The 18,207-nt window shown below is 71.6% G+C and carries 16 protein-coding genes; 6 read left to right on the top strand and 10 right to left on the bottom strand.

What is annotated here, in order from left to right; genetic code table 11:
* Positions 1 to 13: 13 nt before the first annotated feature.
* Genes BIV03_RS14695 through BIV03_RS14705 form a run of 3 tightly spaced genes read right to left on the bottom strand, consistent with a single transcriptional unit; the run spans position 14 to position 3,592 of the window.
* Positions 14 to 1,669, bottom strand: a complete 1,656-nt coding sequence (locus BIV03_RS14695; RefSeq protein ID WP_071296217.1) for an extracellular solute-binding protein — start codon at positions 1,667 to 1,669, stop codon at positions 14 to 16.
* Between the two features lie 49 nt (positions 1,670 to 1,718).
* Positions 1,719 to 2,612 carry a carbohydrate ABC transporter permease gene (locus tag BIV03_RS14700; protein WP_071296218.1) on the bottom strand — a complete coding sequence of 298 codons (894 nt, stop codon included), beginning with the start codon at positions 2,610 to 2,612 and terminating at the stop codon, positions 1,719 to 1,721.
* A complete protein-coding gene (locus BIV03_RS14705; protein ID WP_229085653.1) occupies positions 2,609 to 3,592 on the bottom strand; it encodes a sugar ABC transporter permease in 984 nt (327 codons plus the stop codon). Before BIV03_RS14705 ends, BIV03_RS14700 begins: the two co-directional genes overlap by 4 nt.
* A gap of 132 nt (positions 3,593 to 3,724) precedes the next feature.
* Here BIV03_RS14705 and BIV03_RS14710 point away from each other — a divergent pair, with 132 nt between their 5' ends.
* The 4 genes from BIV03_RS14710 to BIV03_RS14725 all read left to right on the top strand — a co-directional run bounded on the left by BIV03_RS14710 (position 3,725) and on the right by BIV03_RS14725 (position 8,542).
* Complete coding sequence (locus BIV03_RS14710; RefSeq protein ID WP_071296349.1) at positions 3,725 to 4,834, top strand: substrate-binding domain-containing protein; 1,110 nt, start codon at positions 3,725 to 3,727, stop codon at positions 4,832 to 4,834.
* Between the two features lie 83 nt (positions 4,835 to 4,917).
* Positions 4,918 to 5,994 (top strand): hydroxyacid dehydrogenase, encoded by a 1,077-nt coding sequence (locus tag BIV03_RS14715; RefSeq protein WP_217637398.1) that lies wholly within the window; start codon positions 4,918 to 4,920, stop codon positions 5,992 to 5,994.
* 14 nt (positions 5,995 to 6,008) lie between these two features.
* Positions 6,009 to 7,877, top strand: a complete 1,869-nt coding sequence (locus BIV03_RS14720; RefSeq protein WP_071296219.1) for a heparinase II/III family protein — start codon at positions 6,009 to 6,011, stop codon at positions 7,875 to 7,877.
* Complete coding sequence (locus BIV03_RS14725; protein WP_071296220.1) at positions 7,874 to 8,542, top strand: ThuA domain-containing protein; 669 nt, start codon at positions 7,874 to 7,876, stop codon at positions 8,540 to 8,542. The genes BIV03_RS14720 and BIV03_RS14725 overlap by 4 nt, the downstream gene beginning before the upstream one ends.
* Before the next feature lie 52 nt (positions 8,543 to 8,594).
* Here BIV03_RS14725 and BIV03_RS14730 read toward each other — a convergent pair whose 3' ends face one another.
* The 7 genes from BIV03_RS14730 to BIV03_RS14760 form a co-directional block, all read right to left on the bottom strand.
* A complete protein-coding gene (locus BIV03_RS14730; protein ID WP_083294954.1) occupies positions 8,595 to 10,130 on the bottom strand; it encodes a hypothetical protein in 1,536 nt (511 codons plus the stop codon).
* 107 nt (positions 10,131 to 10,237) lie between these two features.
* Positions 10,238 to 11,020 (bottom strand): ABC transporter ATP-binding protein, encoded by a 783-nt coding sequence (locus BIV03_RS14735; protein WP_071296221.1) that lies wholly within the window; start codon positions 11,018 to 11,020, stop codon positions 10,238 to 10,240.
* Positions 11,017 to 11,835 carry an ABC transporter ATP-binding protein gene (locus BIV03_RS14740; protein ID WP_071296222.1) on the bottom strand — a complete coding sequence of 273 codons (819 nt, stop codon included), beginning with the start codon at positions 11,833 to 11,835 and terminating at the stop codon, positions 11,017 to 11,019. The genes BIV03_RS14735 and BIV03_RS14740 overlap by 4 nt, the downstream gene beginning before the upstream one ends.
* Complete coding sequence (locus BIV03_RS14745) at positions 11,832 to 12,731, bottom strand: ABC transporter permease (protein ID WP_071296223.1); 900 nt, start codon at positions 12,729 to 12,731, stop codon at positions 11,832 to 11,834. The genes BIV03_RS14740 and BIV03_RS14745 overlap by 4 nt, the downstream gene beginning before the upstream one ends.
* The gene (locus BIV03_RS14750; RefSeq protein WP_071296224.1) at positions 12,728 to 13,681 is read right to left on the bottom strand and encodes an ABC transporter permease; all 954 of its coding nucleotides are present in this window, start codon (positions 13,679 to 13,681) and stop codon (positions 12,728 to 12,730) included. Before BIV03_RS14750 ends, BIV03_RS14745 begins: the two co-directional genes overlap by 4 nt.
* A 37-nt stretch (positions 13,682 to 13,718) precedes the next feature.
* Entirely contained in the window at positions 13,719 to 15,254 is a 1,536-nt protein-coding gene (locus BIV03_RS14755) for an ABC transporter substrate-binding protein (protein ID WP_071296225.1), read from the bottom strand.
* Between the two features lie 57 nt (positions 15,255 to 15,311).
* A complete protein-coding gene (locus BIV03_RS14760) occupies positions 15,312 to 16,259 on the bottom strand; it encodes an alpha/beta fold hydrolase (protein WP_071296226.1) in 948 nt (315 codons plus the stop codon).
* Between the two features lie 64 nt (positions 16,260 to 16,323).
* Here BIV03_RS14760 and BIV03_RS14765 point away from each other — a divergent pair, with 64 nt between their 5' ends.
* Together BIV03_RS14765 and BIV03_RS14770 are read left to right on the top strand one after the other, a co-directional pair.
* The gene (locus BIV03_RS14765) at positions 16,324 to 17,220 is read left to right on the top strand and encodes a siderophore-interacting protein (RefSeq protein WP_071296227.1); all 897 of its coding nucleotides are present in this window, start codon (positions 16,324 to 16,326) and stop codon (positions 17,218 to 17,220) included.
* Positions 17,217 to 18,044: an ABC transporter ATP-binding protein gene (locus BIV03_RS14770; protein ID WP_217637400.1), complete on the top strand. Its 828-nt coding sequence runs from the start codon at positions 17,217 to 17,219 to the stop codon at positions 18,042 to 18,044. The genes BIV03_RS14765 and BIV03_RS14770 overlap by 4 nt, the downstream gene beginning before the upstream one ends.
* The last annotated feature ends 163 nt before the right edge of the window (positions 18,045 to 18,207 follow it).

The raw sequence follows: 18,207 nt of genomic DNA on the forward strand, positions 1-18,207 counted from the left end.
CGGAGCCCAGGGCTCAGCCCTGCTTCTCCATCGCCTCGCTGTACTCCTTGCGCATCTTGTCGCCTGCGGCAGCGGTCCACGTCTTCACCCCGGCCTTGACGGCGGCGAGGTTCGTCCGACCGAGCACGTAGTCGTTGCAGACGCTGTTGAACGCCTGGTTCGCCGACTGCGTGGACGTGGCTGAGGGGGAGTAGAAGCCGTCGACCGGGTTCTTCACGAGCATGTCCTGCGTGGCGACCTGCCACGCGTGCGACTGGCGGAGCTGCTCGTCGATCCGGACCGCGGTGTTGAGCACCTGCGGACCCGCCGCGAGCCGGTACAGCGAGCTGGCGTTGATCATCTGCTCGCCGGTCTTCGTGAGCACCGCATCCGGTCCGCTGCCGGTGTGGTGCACGTTCTTCTTGCCGTGGGTGAGCGTGAAGGCCTCGCGCGAGCCGAACGGTGCCGACAGGTAGTCGAGCAGCCGGAGCTGGGAGCGGATCCTCGCCGGGGTGGTCTTCTTCAGTGCGGCGAACGAGAAGCTCGACGTGCCCTGGTAGTTCGCGCCCTTCCCGCCGTCGGCACCGAACGGCACGATGCCGCCGGTCACGATCCCCTTCGGCATGGTGACGTCGAGCAGCGCCGAGATGCCGTCGAGGTGCATGAGCACGGTGCCGTTGTTGATGTACGTCTTCGCCTTGGCGCTCTCGAGGCTCGGGGTGTCCGGGTGGTAGATCCCGAGGTTCCAGAGCTTCTTGATGTACGAGAGCATCTCGAGCCAGGCGCCGGTCTCGTTCTTGTGCGTGAGCGTCCCGCCCGAGGACTGCTTCCACTGGTTCGGGACGCCGAAGGTCGCGCCGATGAAGTCGTACGACCAGTCGACGCCGCTCGACCCGCCGCCGCCGGCGATCGCGTACCGGCCGGCCTTGGTGTCCGTGACCGCCCTGCAGAGCTCGGTGAACTCGTCCTTGTCCTTCGGCGCGGGTGCTGCGCCGGTGAGCTGTTCGATGAGGTCGGGGCGGCAGACCATGACCGACCCGAACGGCGGACGGTGCTCCGGGACGCCGTAGATCTTCCCGTTGATGCGGGCACTCCGCCACGACGCGGTGGGGATGTTCGCGAGGTTCGGGTAGTCCTTCACGGCGTCGCCGGACAGGTACTCCGACAGGTCCGAGAACTTCGCGTCGAGCAGCTGCGGGAACCGTGGTGGCATCGCGAAGGTCAGGAACTCGACGATGTCCGGGATGTCGTTGCCCGCCGTCATCGTGGCGAACTTCGTGTCGAACGAGTCGCCGGGGACGAACGTCAGGTCGTACTCGGTGTTCGTCAGACCACCGATGTAGTCGAGGAACGAGTTGTCGGCGGGCGGTGGTGCCGTGTACGTGACGACGAACCCGGACGTCTTCGACCCGTCGGCGACCTTCCCGCTCACCGAGGTGAAGAGTTCGCTGTCCTGGGGGTACGAGTAGTACACGGGCTGCACGACGTCGTTGCCGGGCAGGTCCGGCTTCGGACCCTTCGTGATCGGCACGTACGTCGGCAGCGCGGCGACCGTGTCGGAGATGGTCGCGGCGGTGCCGCCGGAGGAGCAGCCGGCGAGGCCGCCCGCCGCGCTGAACGCGACGAGGCCGAAGGCGGCGCCGGAGAGGAGGGTCCGTCGGCTGAGGCCGGCGGTGGTCGTGTCGGTCATGGCTTCTCCCTTGAAGCGTTCGGGTGGAGGGTGGTTCGGCGGGGCCGCGTCAGCCCTTGACGGCGCCGGTCAGGACGCCCTTGGTGAGGTGGCGCTGGACGAGCGGGTAGGCGGCGAGGATCGGGATGATCGCGATCATCACCACCGCCATCTGGATCGACTCCGCCGGCGGCTGCATCGTCGCGTCCGACCCGGCGCCGGACACCAGGCTCGATCCCTGCAGCACGTACGTCCGGAGCACCAGCTGGAGCGTCCACTTCGTCGAGTCCGACAGGTAGAGCAGGGCGTTGAAGAACGCGTTCCAGTACCCGACCGCGTAGAACAGCCCGACGACGGCGATCACCGCGCGCGACAGCGGCAGCACCATCTGCCAGAGGATGCGGAACTCGCCGGCGCCGTCGATCTTCGCGCTGTCGATGAGCTCCTGCGGGATGCTCATCATGAAGCCGCGGACGACGACCATGTTGAACACGCTGAACGCGCTCGGCAGGATCAGCGCCCAGTAGTTGTCGAGGAGCCCGAGCTGCTTCACCATCAGGTAGAGCGGGATCATCCCCGGCGCGAACAGGAACGTGATGAGGACGAACGTCAGCAGCGGCCGCTGGAAGAGCGATCCCTGCCGGCTGAGCGCCCAGGCGGCGAGGACGGTCGACGCGAGGCTGATCGCCGTGCCGACGATCGTCACCAGGAGCGTGACCACCACGGCGCGGGTGACGACCCCGCCGGACAGGATCTGCACGTAGGCGGAGAGGTCGAAGGACCGCGGCCAGACGACGTAGCCGCCGGCGGCCGTGACGTCGGCCTGGCTCGACACGCTCGTCGAGAAGACGATGAGGAACGGGAACAGCACCACCGCGAGGATCAGGACGATCGCGACGGCCTTCAGTGCGAGGACGACGGGCTTGGGCTTCCCGGCCCAGACCGGACGGACGATGGTGCTCATGATCGCGAATACACTCCCTGCTCACCGAGCATGTGGGCGGCCTTGTTCGCCGCCATGATGAGGACGAACCCGACGAGGCCCTTGATCAGGCCGACGGCGATGCCCGTGGACCAGTTCCCGTCGACGACGCCGTGGTAGTAGACGTAGGTGTCGAGCACTTCGGCGGCATCGGCCCCCACGGCGTTCCGTTGCAGGATGATCTGCTCGAAGCCGACGGACAGCGCCTCGCCGAGCCGCAGGATGAGCAGCAGCACGATGATCGGCCGGATGCCGGGCAGCGTCACGTGCCAGAACCGGCTCCACGCACCCGAGCCGTCGATCGCGGCGGCCTCGTACAGGTTGTCGTCGATCGCCGCGAGGGCCGCGAGGAAGATGATCGTCCCCCAGCCGGCGTCCTTCCAGATCACCTGGCTCGTCAGCAACAGCTTGAACGTCGACGGGTCGCTCATCACGCTGATCGTGCCGGCGTCGAGTTGCCGGAGCGCGTGATTCACGACACCGCCCGATCCGAGCGACTGCTGGAAGAACCCGACGACGATGACCCAGGACAGGAAGTGCGGCAGGTAGAGGACGGACTGCACGGTCGCCCGCAGCCACGGCCACACCAGCGAGTGGATGAGCAGCGCGAGGGCGATCGGCACCGGGAAGAACAGCACCAGCTGGATGAACGTGATCTCCAGCGTGTTGAGCGTCGCGCGCCAGAAGTCCGGGTCCGCGAAGAGCACCTGGAAGTTCGACAACCCGACCCACGGGCTCTGGGCGATCGGGATGTACGGCTGGTAGTCCATGAACGCGATCACGTTCCCGAGCATCGGGACGTACACGAACAGCAGGAGCAGGACCACCGCCGGCGCGACCATGATCAGCAGCGGGTAGTCCCGTCGCAACCTCGCGGTGAACGGGACCTTGCGGGCCACCGGGACGCCGTCGGACCGTGGGGTCCGCGTCTCGGTGGCCGGGTCGACCATCGTCGCGCTCATGTGGCTCCTTTGCTCACGTGGCTGGGGTCCGCGGCCGGACCTCCGGTGGCGGTTTCGTCATCCTGGGACGTCCGTATGATGACGGTCAAGCGGGCGTATTCACCCGCACACGAAACGAACATGGGAGCGACGATGCACCCGACCAGACGGCAGGAACGGATCCTGGCCGAACTCCGTGTCCACGGCAGCCTGTCCGCCTCGGACTTCGCAGCGCGCGAAGGGATCTCGGCGATGACGGTGCGCCGCGACCTGTCCGAACTCGCCGACCGCGGACTCGTGCGACGTGTGCACGGCGGCGCGGTGTCGGTCGAGACACTGCCCACCGCCGGCGCACCGCACCGTCCGGCACCGCGACCCGAGCCGACCACGCGGACCGCGACCGAACCCGGCGCGCTGTTCACCCTCGGACTCGTCGTCCCCGACCCGGGCTACTACTTCCCGAAGATCGTCGCGGGCGTCGCCGAGCGCACCGAGGCCCTCGGCGGACGGGTCGTCCTCGGGGTGTCCCGCTACGACCCGGACCGCGAACGACAGCAGGTCGAACGGCTCATCGCCGCCGGGGTCGACGGGCTCCTCGTGACGACCACCGTCGCGGACGCCGTCGACACCCTCGAGCTCCTCGACCGGGCACCGATGCCCGTGGTCGTCGTCGAGCGCTCCCTCACCGAGGCACCCGTCGGCACGCAGCTCGAGTCCGTCCGGAGCGACCACGAGGCCGGGGCCGGGATCGCCCTCCGCCACCTCGCCTCGCTCGGGCACCGGAAGATCGGCATGGCCGTGTTCGAGACCCCGACGACCCCGCAGCTCCGTACCGGCTACGAGCGCAGCGTCCGCCAGCTCGGCCTCGGCACCGACGCACCCGTCGAGGTGATCGACGAGACGCACGCGGTCGGCGAGGCCACACGGGCGTTCATCCGACGCTGCATCGACACGGGCACCACCGCGGTGTTCGTGCACTCGGACCACTACGCCGTGGAGTTCGTCGAGACCGTCACCGAGATGGGCCTGACGATCCCGGGCGACCTCTCCGTGGTGGCCTACGACGACGAGGTCGCCGCGCTCGCCGGGGTCCCGCTCACCGCGGTGGCGCCACCGAAGAACGACGTCGGCCGGTTCGCGGCGACGATGTGCTTCGAGCGGATCTCGGCCACGGCGCAGACCGGGTTCGCCCGACGGCACATGACCCTGACGCCGACGCTGAGCGTGCGCGGGTCCTCGGTCGCGCCGGTGTTCGCTTCGTGATCGTTTGCGCGGCTGTTCTTGACATCGAACACCGCGCGGCGCTGGCATGGTGATCGCCGACCGCCTACGAGGAGCCGCCGACGATGACGTCACACCCCCGCACGCACCGCGCCGCACCGCGGGTGTCCGAACCCGTGCCCCCGCCCGGAACAGGCCGCGTACCCGTCGCGTTCGTGATGCCGGAGACGACCTTCGCGCGGGTGTTCGACCACGGGGACCTCGCCGCACTCCACGCCTCCGAGGCGGTCCGGCTCATCGCCGACCGCCCGCTCGACCCGGACGACCCGCGTGACGCCGTGCTCCTCACCGAGGTCGAGGTCCTCGTGACCGGGTGGGGGAGTCCGGAGCTCGACGCGGGCCGCCTCGACCGGATGCCGCGGCTGCGCGCCGTGGCGCACTCCGCCGGGTCGGTGAAACCCGTGGTGGACGACGACGTCTGGTCCCGGGGCATCGCGGTGACCTCGAGCGCCGCTGCGAACGCCGTGCCGGTCGCCGAGTTCACGGTCGCGATGATCGTCCTCGCCGCCAAGCGCGCCTTCGCGACCGCCGCCGCCCTCGGGTCCGCCACCGGGCCCGTCGATGTCGAGGGGTCCTGGCCGGTCGTCGGTATGCACGGCATCACCGTCGGCGTGGTCGGTGCCTCCCGCGTCGGCCGTGCGGTGATCGAGCGTCTCCGGGCACACGACGTCCGAGTGCTCGTCAGCGACCCGTACCTCGACGACGACGAGGCCACGCTGCTCGGTGTCACCGTGGTCGACCTCGACACGCTCGCCGTCACGAGCGACATCGTCACGCTGCACGCGCCATTGCTGCCGTCCACCCGGGGCATGATCGACCGGCACGTCATCGGCCTGCTCCGGCCGGGGACCACCGTCGTGAACACCGCCCGTGGCGCGATCCTCGACCAGGACGCCCTCGCCGACCGACTGGACCGCGGTGACCTCGCCGCCGTGCTCGACGTCACCGAACCCGAGCTCCTGCCGCCGGACGCGCGCCTCCGCTCGACGCCGAACACCTTCATCACGCCCCACATCGCGGGCTCACTCGGCAACGAGCTTCGCCGGCTCGCCGAGAACGCGGTGCGCGAGACCATCGCCTTCGCCGCGACCGGCGCCTTCACCGACCCCATCGTCCCCGACGGCTTCGCCGTCCAGGCCTGACCGCTGGAACCCCCATGACCGTCACCGTCGACGCCCAGACCCTCACCGACCGCTTCACCGCGACCGCCCGCCGGGCGCTCCGACCGAGGACGTGGCGACCCGCGCCTCCCGTCACCGACCGCGCCGCGTGGGCCGACGTGGCGACGGCGGACCAGGAGGCGCTGCTCGCGCTGGCGAGGGACCGTCGCGACGCCGCCGCGGTCGCCTTCCCGACCCTCTCGCTCTGGGCGCGCTACAGCCGGGACGGCGACCGGCAGCCGTACGAGCGCGCGCAGCGGAACCTGCTCGAGTCGGCCGCTTCGGCCGCGCTCGCGCTCGCGGTGACCGACGAGGACGAGTGGGCGACGGTCCTCGCCGACCAGGTCTGGCGGATCTGCGAACTGCGCGCGTGGTGCCTGCCGTCGCACTACGCGCTGCCGGAGAGCGGCGAGCGGCCGTTCCTGCCGGTGCCGGGCCGGGACGTGCTCGACCTGTCGGACGCGTACGTCGGCGGCATGCTGGCGGCGATCGACGCGATCGCCGGTGAGCGGCTCGAACGCGACGCGCCGGGCATCCGCGCCCACGTGCACCACGAGGTCCGCCGCCGCGTCCTGGACCCGTGGGAACGCGAGGAGTACTTCTGGCACGGGGTCGACGGGCCGCCCAACAACTGGGCGCCGTGGATCGTGTCGAACGTGCTCGTCTGTGCTGCCGTGGTGGAGCCCGACGCCGAGCGACTCGGAGCGACGATCGACCGCGCGCTCGTCATCCTCGACCGGTTCCGGGCCGGGTACGACGCCGACGGCAGCTGCGACGAGGGCGCGACCTACTGGTGGTGGGCCGGTGCGACGCTGTTCGAGGCCCTCGACCTCGTCGAGCAGCTCACCGACGGGGCCTTCGACGGCTTCGTGGTGGAACCGGTGGCCGCCACGGCACGGTTCCCGATGGGCATGCAGATCGACGCCCACCGCCAGGTCAACCACTCCGACGGGTCGCCGGTGCTGCCCGAGAACGCGAACTGGCACCTGTTGGCCCGGTTCGGTGCACGCGTCGGGGACGACGAGGTCGTGCAGCACGCCCGGTGGATGGGGCGCCGGCACGCGTTGCGGTTCGACGGGCAGCTCGCAGCGCTCTTCCGCCGCACCCTCGCCGAGCTCCGGGCACCGGGGTGGCAGGACGCCGGACCCGCAGCGCCGGGCATGCCCACGTCGCTGTACCTGCCCGGCACCGAGGTGGCCGTTGCCCGCTCCGACGCCTTCTTCCTGTCGGCGAAGGGCGGCCACAACGCCGTCAGCCACAACCACAACGACGCGGGGTCCGTCATCGTCTCGCTCGATGGCGAACCCGTCGTCGTGGACGCCGGTGTCGGGGTGTACCGCCGTGAGACGTTCATGCCCGAGCACCGGTACGGCATCTGGACCATGCGGTCGAGCTGGCACAGCGTGCCGTGGCCGAACGGGGTCGAGCAGCACGTGGGGGAGTCGTTCCGGGCCACGGGCACCGAGTTCGCCGACGACGGCGACCGAGCGACGCTGTCCACGGACCTGACCGCGGCGTACCCCGCGTCGTCCGGGCTGGTGCGAGCGGTGCGGATCGCCTCGCTCGACCGGGCCGCCGAGGTCGTCGAGCTGCAGGACGAGTGGGCGTTCGCGGAACCGGGTGTCATGACGCTCGTGCTGTTGACGCTCCACGAACCGGTGGTGACCCCCGGCGGTCTGGACGTCGGGCCGGCACACGTGGCGGTCGACGGCGCGCGCTTCGAGGTGCGCACGGAGCGACGCGAGCTCGACGACGAGAAGCTGCGGGCGGCCTGGGGCGCGGCGCTGCACCGGGTCCTGCTCGTCGAACGCGAGCCCGCCCGCGCGGGGTCGCACACCGTCCGCATCACGAGGGCCACCGCGTGAGTGCGGTGCTGCTCGGCGGGGTCGGACGGTGGACGGACCCCTGGCACCCCTTCGACGAGACGACCGCGGCGCTGACGGCGATCGCGGCCCAGGTGGGGATCGGGCTGTCATCGTCGTCGGACGTCGACCGGACGCTCGAGTCCTTCGGGGTCGGCCCGCTGCCGTCGCTCGTGGTCGTGGACCTCGGCCTGCCGCGGGACGGCCTGCCGGTGCCGTTGCCCGCAGCGGACCCGGGGTTCCGTCGGCTGCTCGCGAGCCGCGTGCCGATGCTCGTCGTGCACGTGTCGTCGACGTCCTTCGCCGGAGACGACGACTGGGAACGGGCCCTCGGTGGCGTGTGGGTGCGCGGCACGACGATGCACCCGCCGTCCGGACCGTGCACCGTGCACGTGGTCGACGACCAGCACCCGGTCACGGCGGGCATCGGCGACTTCTCGCTCGACGACGAGCGGTACTCCCACCAGCGCGTCTCGGGGGCGGTCCGGGTCCTGGTCGACCACGAGCACGACGGTGTCCGACACCCGCTGGTCTGGGTGCACGAGCGTCCGGGCGGCGGCGTCACGGTCTACGACGGCCTCGGTCACGCCGGGGCGTCGTTCGCCTCGCCGGATCACCGCCGGCTGGTAGCACAGGCGCTGGGATTCCTGACCGAGTCCGGCTCGTGACCGTTCCGGTTCGCGATCGCGGGGGATCGCGAACCGGAACGGTCACGACGGCTCAGGAGACCGTGACGTCCCCGACGACGAGCCAGCCGTTCGTCGTCGTCCCCTGCGCCGCGAGCGCGATCGCCGGGGTGTCCGACCGGGTCGTGTCCACGATCGCGACGCCCCAGCGGTAGGAGCCGCGGGCGACGCCGGCGACCGACGGCGTGTACGAGTACGCGGTGGGCGTGCCCCGCAGCCAGTCCGAGGGCTCGGACGCCGCGTCCACGACGACCCGGACGGGCGTTCCGTCCGCCCCGAGCAGCGCGAGCGCGGCCTTGTACTTGTGCTTCCAGACCGGGAGGTTCGTCGGCAGGAAGCCCCACCCGAGGTTCGTCCACTCGTGGGTGATCGCAGCGGTACCGCCGGCACGGAGCGCGTCCGGGGCGACGACCTTCGACGGGTAGAGCCGGTACCCGCCCTCGGCGTCGAAACGCTGCGTGAGCGGGGCGGTCTCGGCGGCGAACCACGAGAGTGTCTCGCCGTTCCGGAAGTCCATCATGTTGACGTGGGCCTCGACGGAGTCGTCGAACTCGCCCTGCCGCACGTCGGCGACCGTCTCGTAGCCGCGGGGGTCCTGCGTGACGTCGTGCTGGGCGGTGACCCACCCGCCCTCCATGATGATCGGGCGCCGGTACCGCCACTTCGCGGCCATCGACCTCTCCCAGTCGGAGTAGTAGGTGGTCATCCCGAAGGCGTCGTGGCGGAGGACGTACCCCTTCTCGTACGCGCCGTCGAGCATCCGTTCGCTCTCGGGGTCCGGCGCACCCCAGTCCTTCCCGCCGCCGATCATCCGGTGGTAGTTCAGCGCCAGCGGCACCGTGGTGAAGTGCCGCTGGTACAGGTCGATGATCCAGTCGAACACGGGCTCGCGGTTCGCGGCGTCCCGGTAGAGCATCGAGTGTCCCTCGCCCCACTTGCCGAGGCCGTACCCGTCGATGAAGTCCGTCGTCTCCGGGTCGTCGTACTGCGCGGCGAAGGCGGCGACGAACGCCGCGTACTTCGCCTGGAACACCGGGTCGTCCGGGTAGGGCGACCAGACCGTCTTGCTGCCGGTCTGCGTCTCGTACCCGGAGGCACCCGCGGCCCGCACCCAGTCGGGCGTGAAGTTCGACGCCTTGTCGCGGCTGTCGACCACCACGCGGAACGCCAGCCGGAGTCCCCGACGGCGGGCCTCGGCGAGGATGCCCGCGAAGGCAGCGTTCGTGTCCCATCCGTAGACGCCCTCTGACGGTTCGAGGATCGTCCACGACACCCGCATGTACAGCACCGAGGCGTGGTCGGACACGGTGATCGTGGTGCCGTCGGGCAGCGGGACGTCGTCGTACTGCGTCCAGTAGTCCGCCGCCGGGGTGGACGAGCCGTACAGCGCCCAGCCGTTGAGCGGGTTCTTCAGCAGCGTCGTCGTGTCGGCCGCGAACTCCTTCGTGACCGTGGCGGCGAGGTGTGGTCGGCCGTGCCCTGGTCCGAGGACCCCGCTCGCGGCCGATGCGGTGGCGACGATGCCGAGACCGAGTGCCGTCCGTCTGGTGATGTCGTTCGACGTGCTCATGCGTTCTCCCCTTCGAGAAGCGATCGATGCACGTCGATGCTCCCGAGGGTCCCGCACAGTGGGCAAGGAATCCCGCCCAGTCGAACAGGAGTCGCACATCGCCGGCGCTACGGCAGCGTCGGCGCAGCCTCCACCAGGGTCCGGGTCACCGGGTGCTCGGGCGCATCGAGCAGGGACACCGACCCGTGCTCGACGATCCGCCCCGCGGACATCACCGCCACCGTGTCGCACAGCCGCTGCACCACGCCGATGTCGTGCGACACCAGCACCAGCGTCAGCCCGAGGTCGTCCGCGAGCGACCGGAACAGCTCGATCACGCGGGCCCGGACCACCACGTCGAGGGCGCTCATCGGCTCGTCCCCGAACAGGATCCGCGGCGAGTGCACGACGGCCCGAGCGATCGCGATGCGCTGCCGTTGGCCGCCGGAGAACTCGTGCGGGTACCGGTCGACGACGTCGGCGGGGAGGTCGACGCGCGCGAGGACGTCCCGGACGAGCGCGTCGTGCGAACCGTCGATCCGGAGCGCCCGCAGCGGTTCCGCGACGATCGCGCCCACGCGCATCCGCGGGTCGAGCGAGGCGTACGGGTCCTGGAAGACCACCCCGGTCTCGCGACGGAACCAGCGCATCGCGGCCGCGGACCCGGACGCCACCACCGGACGACCGGAGGCGGTCACGGTGCCTGCGGAAGGCGCCTCCAGGCCGGCGAGCAGCCGCACCAGCGTCGACTTGCCCGATCCGGACTCGCCGACGATCCCCAGGCGTGCGCCGGACGCGACCGTCAGGTCGACGCCGTCCACCGCGGTCCGGACGGGCCCGGGTTCGAACGGGCCGCGGCGGGGGAGTCGGTAGGTGCGGTGCAGGTCGCGGGCGTGCAGGACGTCGGTCATGCGGAGCCTCCGGTCCGAGGGGCACGCCGGGCGGTGGCGCGGGCGGCGTCGACGAGGGCGGCCGTCGCGGGGTGCTGCGGTGCCGCGAGGAGTCCTGCGACCGACCCGTGTTCGACGACCCGGCCGGCGTCGAGCACGACGGCCGTGTCCGCGATCCGGGCGAGCACCGCGAGGTCGTGCGTGACGAAGACCATGCCCGCGGTGAGGCCCTCGAACAGCTCGAGGATCCGGGCCTCGGTCGTGACGTCGAGTGCCGTGGTGGGTTCGTCGGCCACGAGGTAGGACGGCTGACCGGCCATCGCCATCGCGATGCAGATCCGCTGGCGCTGCCCACCCGAGAGCTGGTGCGGGTACTGCCGCAGCATCGACTCGGGGTCCGGCAGGCCCACGCTGACGGCGAGGTCGAGCGCGGCAGCCGCTGCGGCACGCCGGTCGAGTCCGCGGTGCAGCCGCAGCGGTTCGGCGATCTGCGCGCCGACCCGGCGGAGCGGGTCGAGCGCGGTGCCGGGTTCCTGGAAGACCATCCCGATGCCGGCGCCGCGGTGGCGGGCGCGCTCGCGGTCGGGCAGGCCGACGAGCTCGGTGCCGTCCAACCGGACGCTGCCGGTGACGGTCGCGCCGGTCGGCTCGAGTCCCATCAGGGCCAGCGAGGTCATCGACTTGCCAGACCCGGACGCGCCGATCACGCCGACGCGGCGGCCAGGAGGCACGGTGAACGTCACGTCGTCGAGGATCGTCCGACGGTCGATGCGGACCGTCAACCCACGCACCTCGAGCCCGGAGGCTGCGGTACCCGGAGTGGTCGCGTCGCTCATGCGGTCACCCCCGTGCTCGTCGTGGCCGGGTCGTCCGGCGTGCGGGGCGCGGGTCCGCCACCGGCCGCGCGGTCGTTCGTGGTCAGGCGCGGGTCCGTCGCGTCGCGGACGGCGTCGCCGAGCAGCGACAGCGCCGCGACGACCAGGGCGATGGCCGCGCCGGGCCAGGTGGCACTCCACGGGTGCACGCCGATGTACGTCTGCAGGTCGGCGAGCATGCTGCCCCACGAGGCCGTGTTCGAGCCGGCGCCGTACCCGAGGTACGAGAGCCCGGCCTCGGCGAGGACTGCGGTGGCCATCGCGAGCGAGAGCTGCACGGTGAACAGCGGCGCCGCGTTCGGCACGAGGTGGCGGAACAGCACCCCGGCACCGCCCACCCCCGACGCCCGCGCGGCGGTGACGTAGTCGCTGCGGGCGATGCGGCGGATCTCCCCGCGGGCCACCCGGGCGATCGTGACGCCGAAGGACAGGCCGACGCTGACGATCACGACGCCGAGCGACCCGCCGGCGATCGCGGTGAGCAGCATCGCGGTGAGGAGGGTCGGGAACGCCACGAGGATGTCGAGCAGGACGGCCGTGCCCTCGCGGACCCAGCGCGCGGTGAGCGAGCCGATCGCGGTGAGGACCATGCCGACGACGCTCGCGATGACGCCGGAGCCCACCGCGACGAGCACGGTCGTGCGGGTACCGGCGAGCAGGTAGCTCGCGATGTCCCGGCCGGAGGCGTCGGTGCCGAACCAGTGCGCTGGGCTCGGCGGCTCCCACTGGTGGAAGGGGTCGGCGCGGAAGGGGTCCTGCGGCGTCCACACGAGCGACACCACGGCGAGGACGACGAGCAGGCCGAGGACGACCACGGCGAAGACCCCGGTCGGCCGGGCGAGGAGACGGCGGATCACTCGGACACCTCGCGCTGTCGGGGGTCCAGCGTGCGGTGCACGACGTCGACCGCGAAGCCCACGAGCAGCACGAGTCCGGTGAGCACGAGCAGCTCGGACTGCACCTTCGTGATGTCGCGGCGCCCGACGTCGGTGACGAGCATGCGTCCGACGCCGGGGAGCGAGAAGAGCTGTTCCACGACGACGGCCCCGACCAGGAGCCCGGCGATCTGCACGCCGAGCACGGCCAGCACGGTCAGCGCCACCGACGGGAGCCCGTGCTTGACGAGCGCCTGCGTCCGGGTGAGCCCGATCGCCGCCGCCGTGCGGACGTGGTCGGCGTCGAGCACCCCGAGCGTCGCCGAGCGGGTGAAGCGCAGGATCACCGCACCCTCGACGGCGCCGATCGTCAGCGCGGGCAGCACGAGCGCGGCGAACGCCCGACCGGGTTCGTCCCACCCGTCGAGCGGGAAGCCCTGCGTCGGCAGCCAGTGCAGCGTGACGGCGAACAGCGCCACGAGGAGCATGCCCGCCCAGACGATCGGGATCGCCGCGACCGCCTGCGCCACGAAGGCGATGACGGCCCCGCCCGGGCGACGCCGCAGCACCGCCGCGAGCACGCCGAGCGGCACCCCGATGACGAGCGCGGCGACGAGCGACATGGCCGCGAGCGGCAGCGTGACGCTGAGCTTCTGGGCGATCTCGGGTGCGACCCGTCCGTCGGTGACGAGGGACCGCCCGAGGTCGCCGCGGAACAGCCCGCCGATCCAGTCGAGGTACTGCACGACGACCGGTCGGTCGAGCCCGAGCTGTTGGCGCAGTTCGGCCACCTGCGCCGGCGACGCCTGGGTGCCCGCGACGATCTGCGCCACGTCGCCGGGCAGCACCCGGAGCGTCGCGAAGATGATCACGCTGGCCACGAGCAGGCCGACGACGAGCAGGAGTACCCGCCCGATGAGGAACCGGGTCACGACACCGATGCTACGGGAGCCGTGGTCCGTGCCCGCCTCACTTGACGGCGAGCTTCGACAGGTCGAGGCGCGAGTTCGTGCCGTCGTACGGGAAGCCCGTGACGCCCTTCCGTACCGCCGTGATCGACGTGGCCGTGTAGAGCCACTCGCCGGCAGCGTCCTCGCTGACGATCCGCGCCGCCTTCTGCAGGTCGGCGACCTTGGCGACTTCGTCCGTCGCGGCGACCGAGTCGGCGTAGAGCGACTGCACCTCGGCGTTGTCGTAGCCGAAGTAGTACTCCGGGTTCGCCCAGTTGCCGAAGTCGCGCGCCTCGACGTGGTTCACCATCGACAGGTCGAAGTCGCGCGTGCCGCTCTTCGGCGCCTCGAACACCTGCGACAGCCAGGTGGCGAAGTCGACACGCTTGACCGTCAGGGTGATGCCGACGTCGGCGAGCTGCGACTTCAGCACGTCGCCGATCGTCGCTGAGTAGATGTTCGCGTAGGTCAGCGTGAGGTCGAGCTTCGGGTGACCGGCCTCGGCGAGGAGCTTCTTCGCGTTCGCGGGGTCGTACGCGTCGATGTCGGTGAGGTCCTGGTAGCCGGGGTCGAGCTCGGGGATCGGGCCGCCCTGCTCGACGCCGGTGCCGCCGATCGCCTTGATGATCGCCTTGGCGTCGATCGCCTGCCGGATCGCCTGGCGCACCCGCTTGTCGGTGAACGGCGCCTTCTGGTCGTTGAACGCGAGCGTGTACTTGTCGGTCGTCTTGCCGGTGTGCAGCGAGATGTCCGAGCTGTTCTGCAGCTGGCTCTTGAGCGTGCCGTCGACGGCGGTCTGCACGTCGAGGTCGCCGTTCGCCATGGCGTTCACCGCGGTGGACGGCTGCGTGATGTAGCGGAAGACGACCTTGGCGACCTTCGCCTTCGTGCCCCAGTAGTCGGCGTTCCGCTCGAAGGTGAGCGAATCGCCCTGCTTCCAGCTCGACACCTCGTACGGGCCTGTGCCGTTGGCGGTGTCCGACAGGTCGTTCTTCGCGGCCTTCTCGAGTACCAGACCTGCGCGCCCCGTGAGGTTCCAGAGCAGGTCGGAGTCGGGCTTGGCGAGCTTGAGCTCCACCACACCGGAGGACGGCGAGGTGATCGACGTCACGTTCGCGAGCTGCGCGGAGTCGACGTACGAATCGTTCGACTTGACCTGCTGCAGCGACCAGACGACGTCGGCCGCGGTGACGTCCTTGCCGTCCTGGAACGTGGTGCCGTCGCGCAGCGTGAACGTGTACGTCAGGCCGTCGTCCGACACCGCGTGCTTCGACGCCAGCACGTCGCGGACGTCACCGTCCGCCGTACGGCCGACGAGCCCCTGGTAGACGTTGTCGATGAGCACCTGGTCGAGTGCGGCACCGGACTGCGTGCGGATGTCGAGGCTCGTCGGTTCGAGGACGAGACCGACGCGGACGGTGGCGTCGGTGCCGCCGTCCTCGTTCGAGGATCCGGAGCAGCCGGTCAGCACGAGGGCCGAGGCGACGGCCACCGCGGTGGCGGCGAGGGCCGCGCGGCCGAGGCGGGAGGTGCTGCGGGCGGGGAGCGGACTCATGGGTGGTGGGTTCCTTCCGGCGCGGTGGCGACGGTCGTCGCGCGCGCTTGCACGAGGTTAGCGGCGGCCGGGGTGCTCCGGCGACGGTTCTTCGATCCGGTGCAACAAACCGTTACGTTCCGCCCATGCCCGGATCGCCGTGGCCAGTTCGAGGGGCGCCTGGTTCTGCACCGCGTGCCGGGCCTCGACCGTGACGATCTCGGCGTCGGGCAGGCGCTCGGCGAACTGCGCGTGCAGCTTCGGTGACACGTAGCCGCGGTCGCCGCGGACGAGCAGGATCGGGACGTCGAGGGCCTCGAGGTCCGGCCACGCGTCCGCGAACCGCCCCACCGACGAGGTGCGTCCGGCGGGGAGGTGCGGGAAGTGGTGGCGTCGCACGAGCCGCCCGTCGGCCCCGAGCCGTGTGGTGTGCCGGGCCTCGCGCAGGAGCACCGCGCGGTCGTCGCCGACGCGGGCCTCCACGGCGCGGTCGACGACCTGTTCGAGCGACGTGAACGGCTCCTCGGCCTCGAGCGCGCGGGCGATCCGGTCGACGGCCCGCTGGGCGAAGTCCGGTGACATGTCGACGAGCACGAGTCCGGTGACGCGTTCCGGCGCGGTCGCTGCGAGCCGGGCGGCGAGGATCGCGCCGAGGGAGTGCCCCACGACGATCCCCGGCCGGACCCCGAGCGCGTCGAGGGCCGCGAGCACGCTCGGTGCCGTCGCGCCGGCCCCGTAGTCCGCGTCGTCGCGCCACCCGGACCGGCCGTGGCCGGGCAGGTCCACGGCGACCGCCGGCTCGCCGACGGCGAGCGCGGTCTGGTCGAAGCTGTGGGCGTCGATGCCGAGCCCGTGCAGGTAGGTGATCCGCGCCTCCTGGCCGTCCGCCGTGTCCCAGCGGATCGCGGCGAGCTCCTGTCCGTCGGTGGTGCGGACCACCTGCCTGGAGGCGCGCATCGGCGCCGTCACGCCGCTCGCGTGGGCGAGGTCGGCCAGGTCTGCGAATTCGTCGTCGGCATCGGGCACGGGGACGATCCTCGCACCGTGCGGACCCTTGGGTCTCTTAGGTAAGGCATGCCATACTTGCCGCGTGGCAGCCCGGTACCGTGTCTTCTCCGTCCGCGTGGCAGCCGTCACGTCCCTCACCCCGCACTTCGTCCGGGTGACCCTGACGGGCGACGCCCTCGCCGAGTTCTCGTCCGTCGGCCTCGACCAGCGCATCAAGATCGTGCTGCCGATCCCCGGGCACGGCTTCACGGACCTGCCCGACGGCGAGGACTGGTACGGCGCCTGGCGTGCCCTGCCCGACGCGGTCCGGAACCCGCTCCGCACCTACACGGTCCGCTCCTTCCGACCGGACGCCCGTGAGCTCGACATCGACTTCGTCGCGCACGGCGACACCGGACCCGCCTCGCGCTGGGTCTCGGAGTGCCGGGTCGGCGACGAACTGCGCATCGTCGGGCCGGCGGTGCCGTCGTCGCCCGCGGAGCTCCCGACCGGTGCGGCCGAGTTCGACCCCGGTGCCGCGAACCGGATCCTGCTCGCCGGCGACGAGACCGCCGCCCCGGCCATCTGCGCCATCCTCGAGGCGCTCGACGTCGCCACCGTCGGCCACGTCTTCATCGAGGTGCCGACCGACGCCGACCGGCTGCCCGTGTCCGCGCCCGCCGGGGTCGAGGTCCGCTGGATCGCCCGGAACGGCGCCTCGCACGGCGTCCGGATGACCGACCAGGTGCACGCCTGGGCGTCGACCGTCGCGGCGGGGCCGTCGTGCGGCGACGCGGGGGAGCTCGTCGACGTCGACGTCGACGAGCAGGTGCTCTGGGACATCCCGGCCGGCGACGAGCCGCGACCCGTCTACGCCTGGATCGCGGGCGAGGCCGGGTGCGTCAAGGAACTCCGCCGGCACCTCGTGCGCGGTGTCGGGCTCGACCGGAAGCAGGTCGCGTTCATGGGGTACTGGCGGCACGGCAAGGCCGAGAATTGAGCGCTTCCGTCGACGGTGCCGGCGCTGCGTCGTCTGTGCCGGCGACCGCGCTCGGGGCCCGGGGGCTGACGCTCGCGTACGACGACCGGGTCGTGGTGTCCGCGCTCGACGTCGACATCCCGGACGGTGAACTCACCGTCATCGTCGGGCCGAACGCGTGCGGCAAGTCGACGCTGCTGAAGTCGTTCGCGCGGACGCTCAAGCCGACCGCCGGCACCGTGTACCTGGACGGGTCGCCGATCTCGTCCCTCCGCCCGAAGGCCGTCGCGCGCCGCGTCGGGATGCTCCCGCAGACCCCGATCGCGCCGGACGGCATCACCGTGCGCGACCTGGTGTCCCGGGGGCGGTTCCCGCACCAGGACCTGCTGCACCCCTCGTCGGGGTCGGACCGGCGGGCCGTGCAGGCCGCGCTCGAGCAGACGTCGACCGTGTCGCTCGCCGACCGCAGCGTGGACGAGCTGTCCGGCGGGCAGCGACAGCGGGTGTGGATCGCGATGGTGCTCGCGCAGGAGACCGACATCGTCCTGCTCGACGAGCCCACCACGTTCCTGGACATCGCGCACCAGTACGACGTGCTCGAGCTGGCCTCGGCGTTGCACGCGGCCGGTCGGACCGTCGTCGCGGTGCTGCACGACCTCAACCAGGCGGCGCGGTACGCCACGCACGTGATCGCGATGCGTGACGGGTCGATCGTGGCGTCGGGGCCGCCGGCGTCGGTCGTGACGGCCGACCTCGTCGAGGACGTGTTCGGGCTGCCGTGCGTGGTCGTCGCCGACCCCGAGACGGGCACGCCCCTCGTGGTGCCGCGGCGCCCCGCCGCCTGACGCGCGGCGCGCCGCGCGGCGCGCTGCGCGGCCGCGGGCGCGCCCGTGCCCGGTCAGGTCGCACGAAGTGCCGCTCGCGCGCCGCGGGCGGCACTTCGTGCGACCCGGGCGTCACGCCCGCGGCGTGTCGTGCGACTTCGAGACGGACGTGACCCGTCGCGGT

Origin of the sequence: Curtobacterium sp. MCBA15_016 (genome assembly GCF_001865105.1) — a bacterium.
Lineage (GTDB): Bacteria > Actinomycetota > Actinomycetes > Actinomycetales > Microbacteriaceae > Curtobacterium.

Bases quoted from the DNA above. Each gene is read 5' to 3' on its own strand.
- BIV03_RS14730 (WP_083294954.1), bottom strand. From the start codon at position 10,130: ATGAGCACGTCGAACGACATCACCAGACGGACGGCACTCGGTCTCGGC.
- BIV03_RS14735 (WP_071296221.1), bottom strand. From the start codon at position 11,020: ATGACCGACGTCCTGCACGCCCGCGACCTGCACCGCACCTACCGACTC.
- BIV03_RS14710 (WP_071296349.1), top strand. From the start codon at position 3,725: ATGCACCCGACCAGACGGCAGGAACGGATCCTGGCCGAACTCCGTGTC.
- BIV03_RS14755 (WP_071296225.1), bottom strand. From the start codon at position 15,254: ATGAGTCCGCTCCCCGCCCGCAGCACCTCCCGCCTCGGCCGCGCGGCC.
- BIV03_RS14700 (WP_071296218.1), bottom strand. From the start codon at position 2,612: ATGAGCACCATCGTCCGTCCGGTCTGGGCCGGGAAGCCCAAGCCCGTC.
- BIV03_RS14740 (WP_071296222.1), bottom strand. From the start codon at position 11,835: ATGAGCGACGCGACCACTCCGGGTACCGCAGCCTCCGGGCTCGAGGTG.
- BIV03_RS14720 (WP_071296219.1), top strand. From the start codon at position 6,009: ATGACCGTCACCGTCGACGCCCAGACCCTCACCGACCGCTTCACCGCG.
- BIV03_RS14705 (WP_229085653.1), bottom strand. From the start codon at position 3,592: ATGAGCGCGACGATGGTCGACCCGGCCACCGAGACGCGGACCCCACGG.
- BIV03_RS14695 (WP_071296217.1), bottom strand. From the start codon at position 1,669: ATGACCGACACGACCACCGCCGGCCTCAGCCGACGGACCCTCCTCTCC.
- BIV03_RS14715 (WP_217637398.1), top strand. From the start codon at position 4,918: ATGACGTCACACCCCCGCACGCACCGCGCCGCACCGCGGGTGTCCGAA.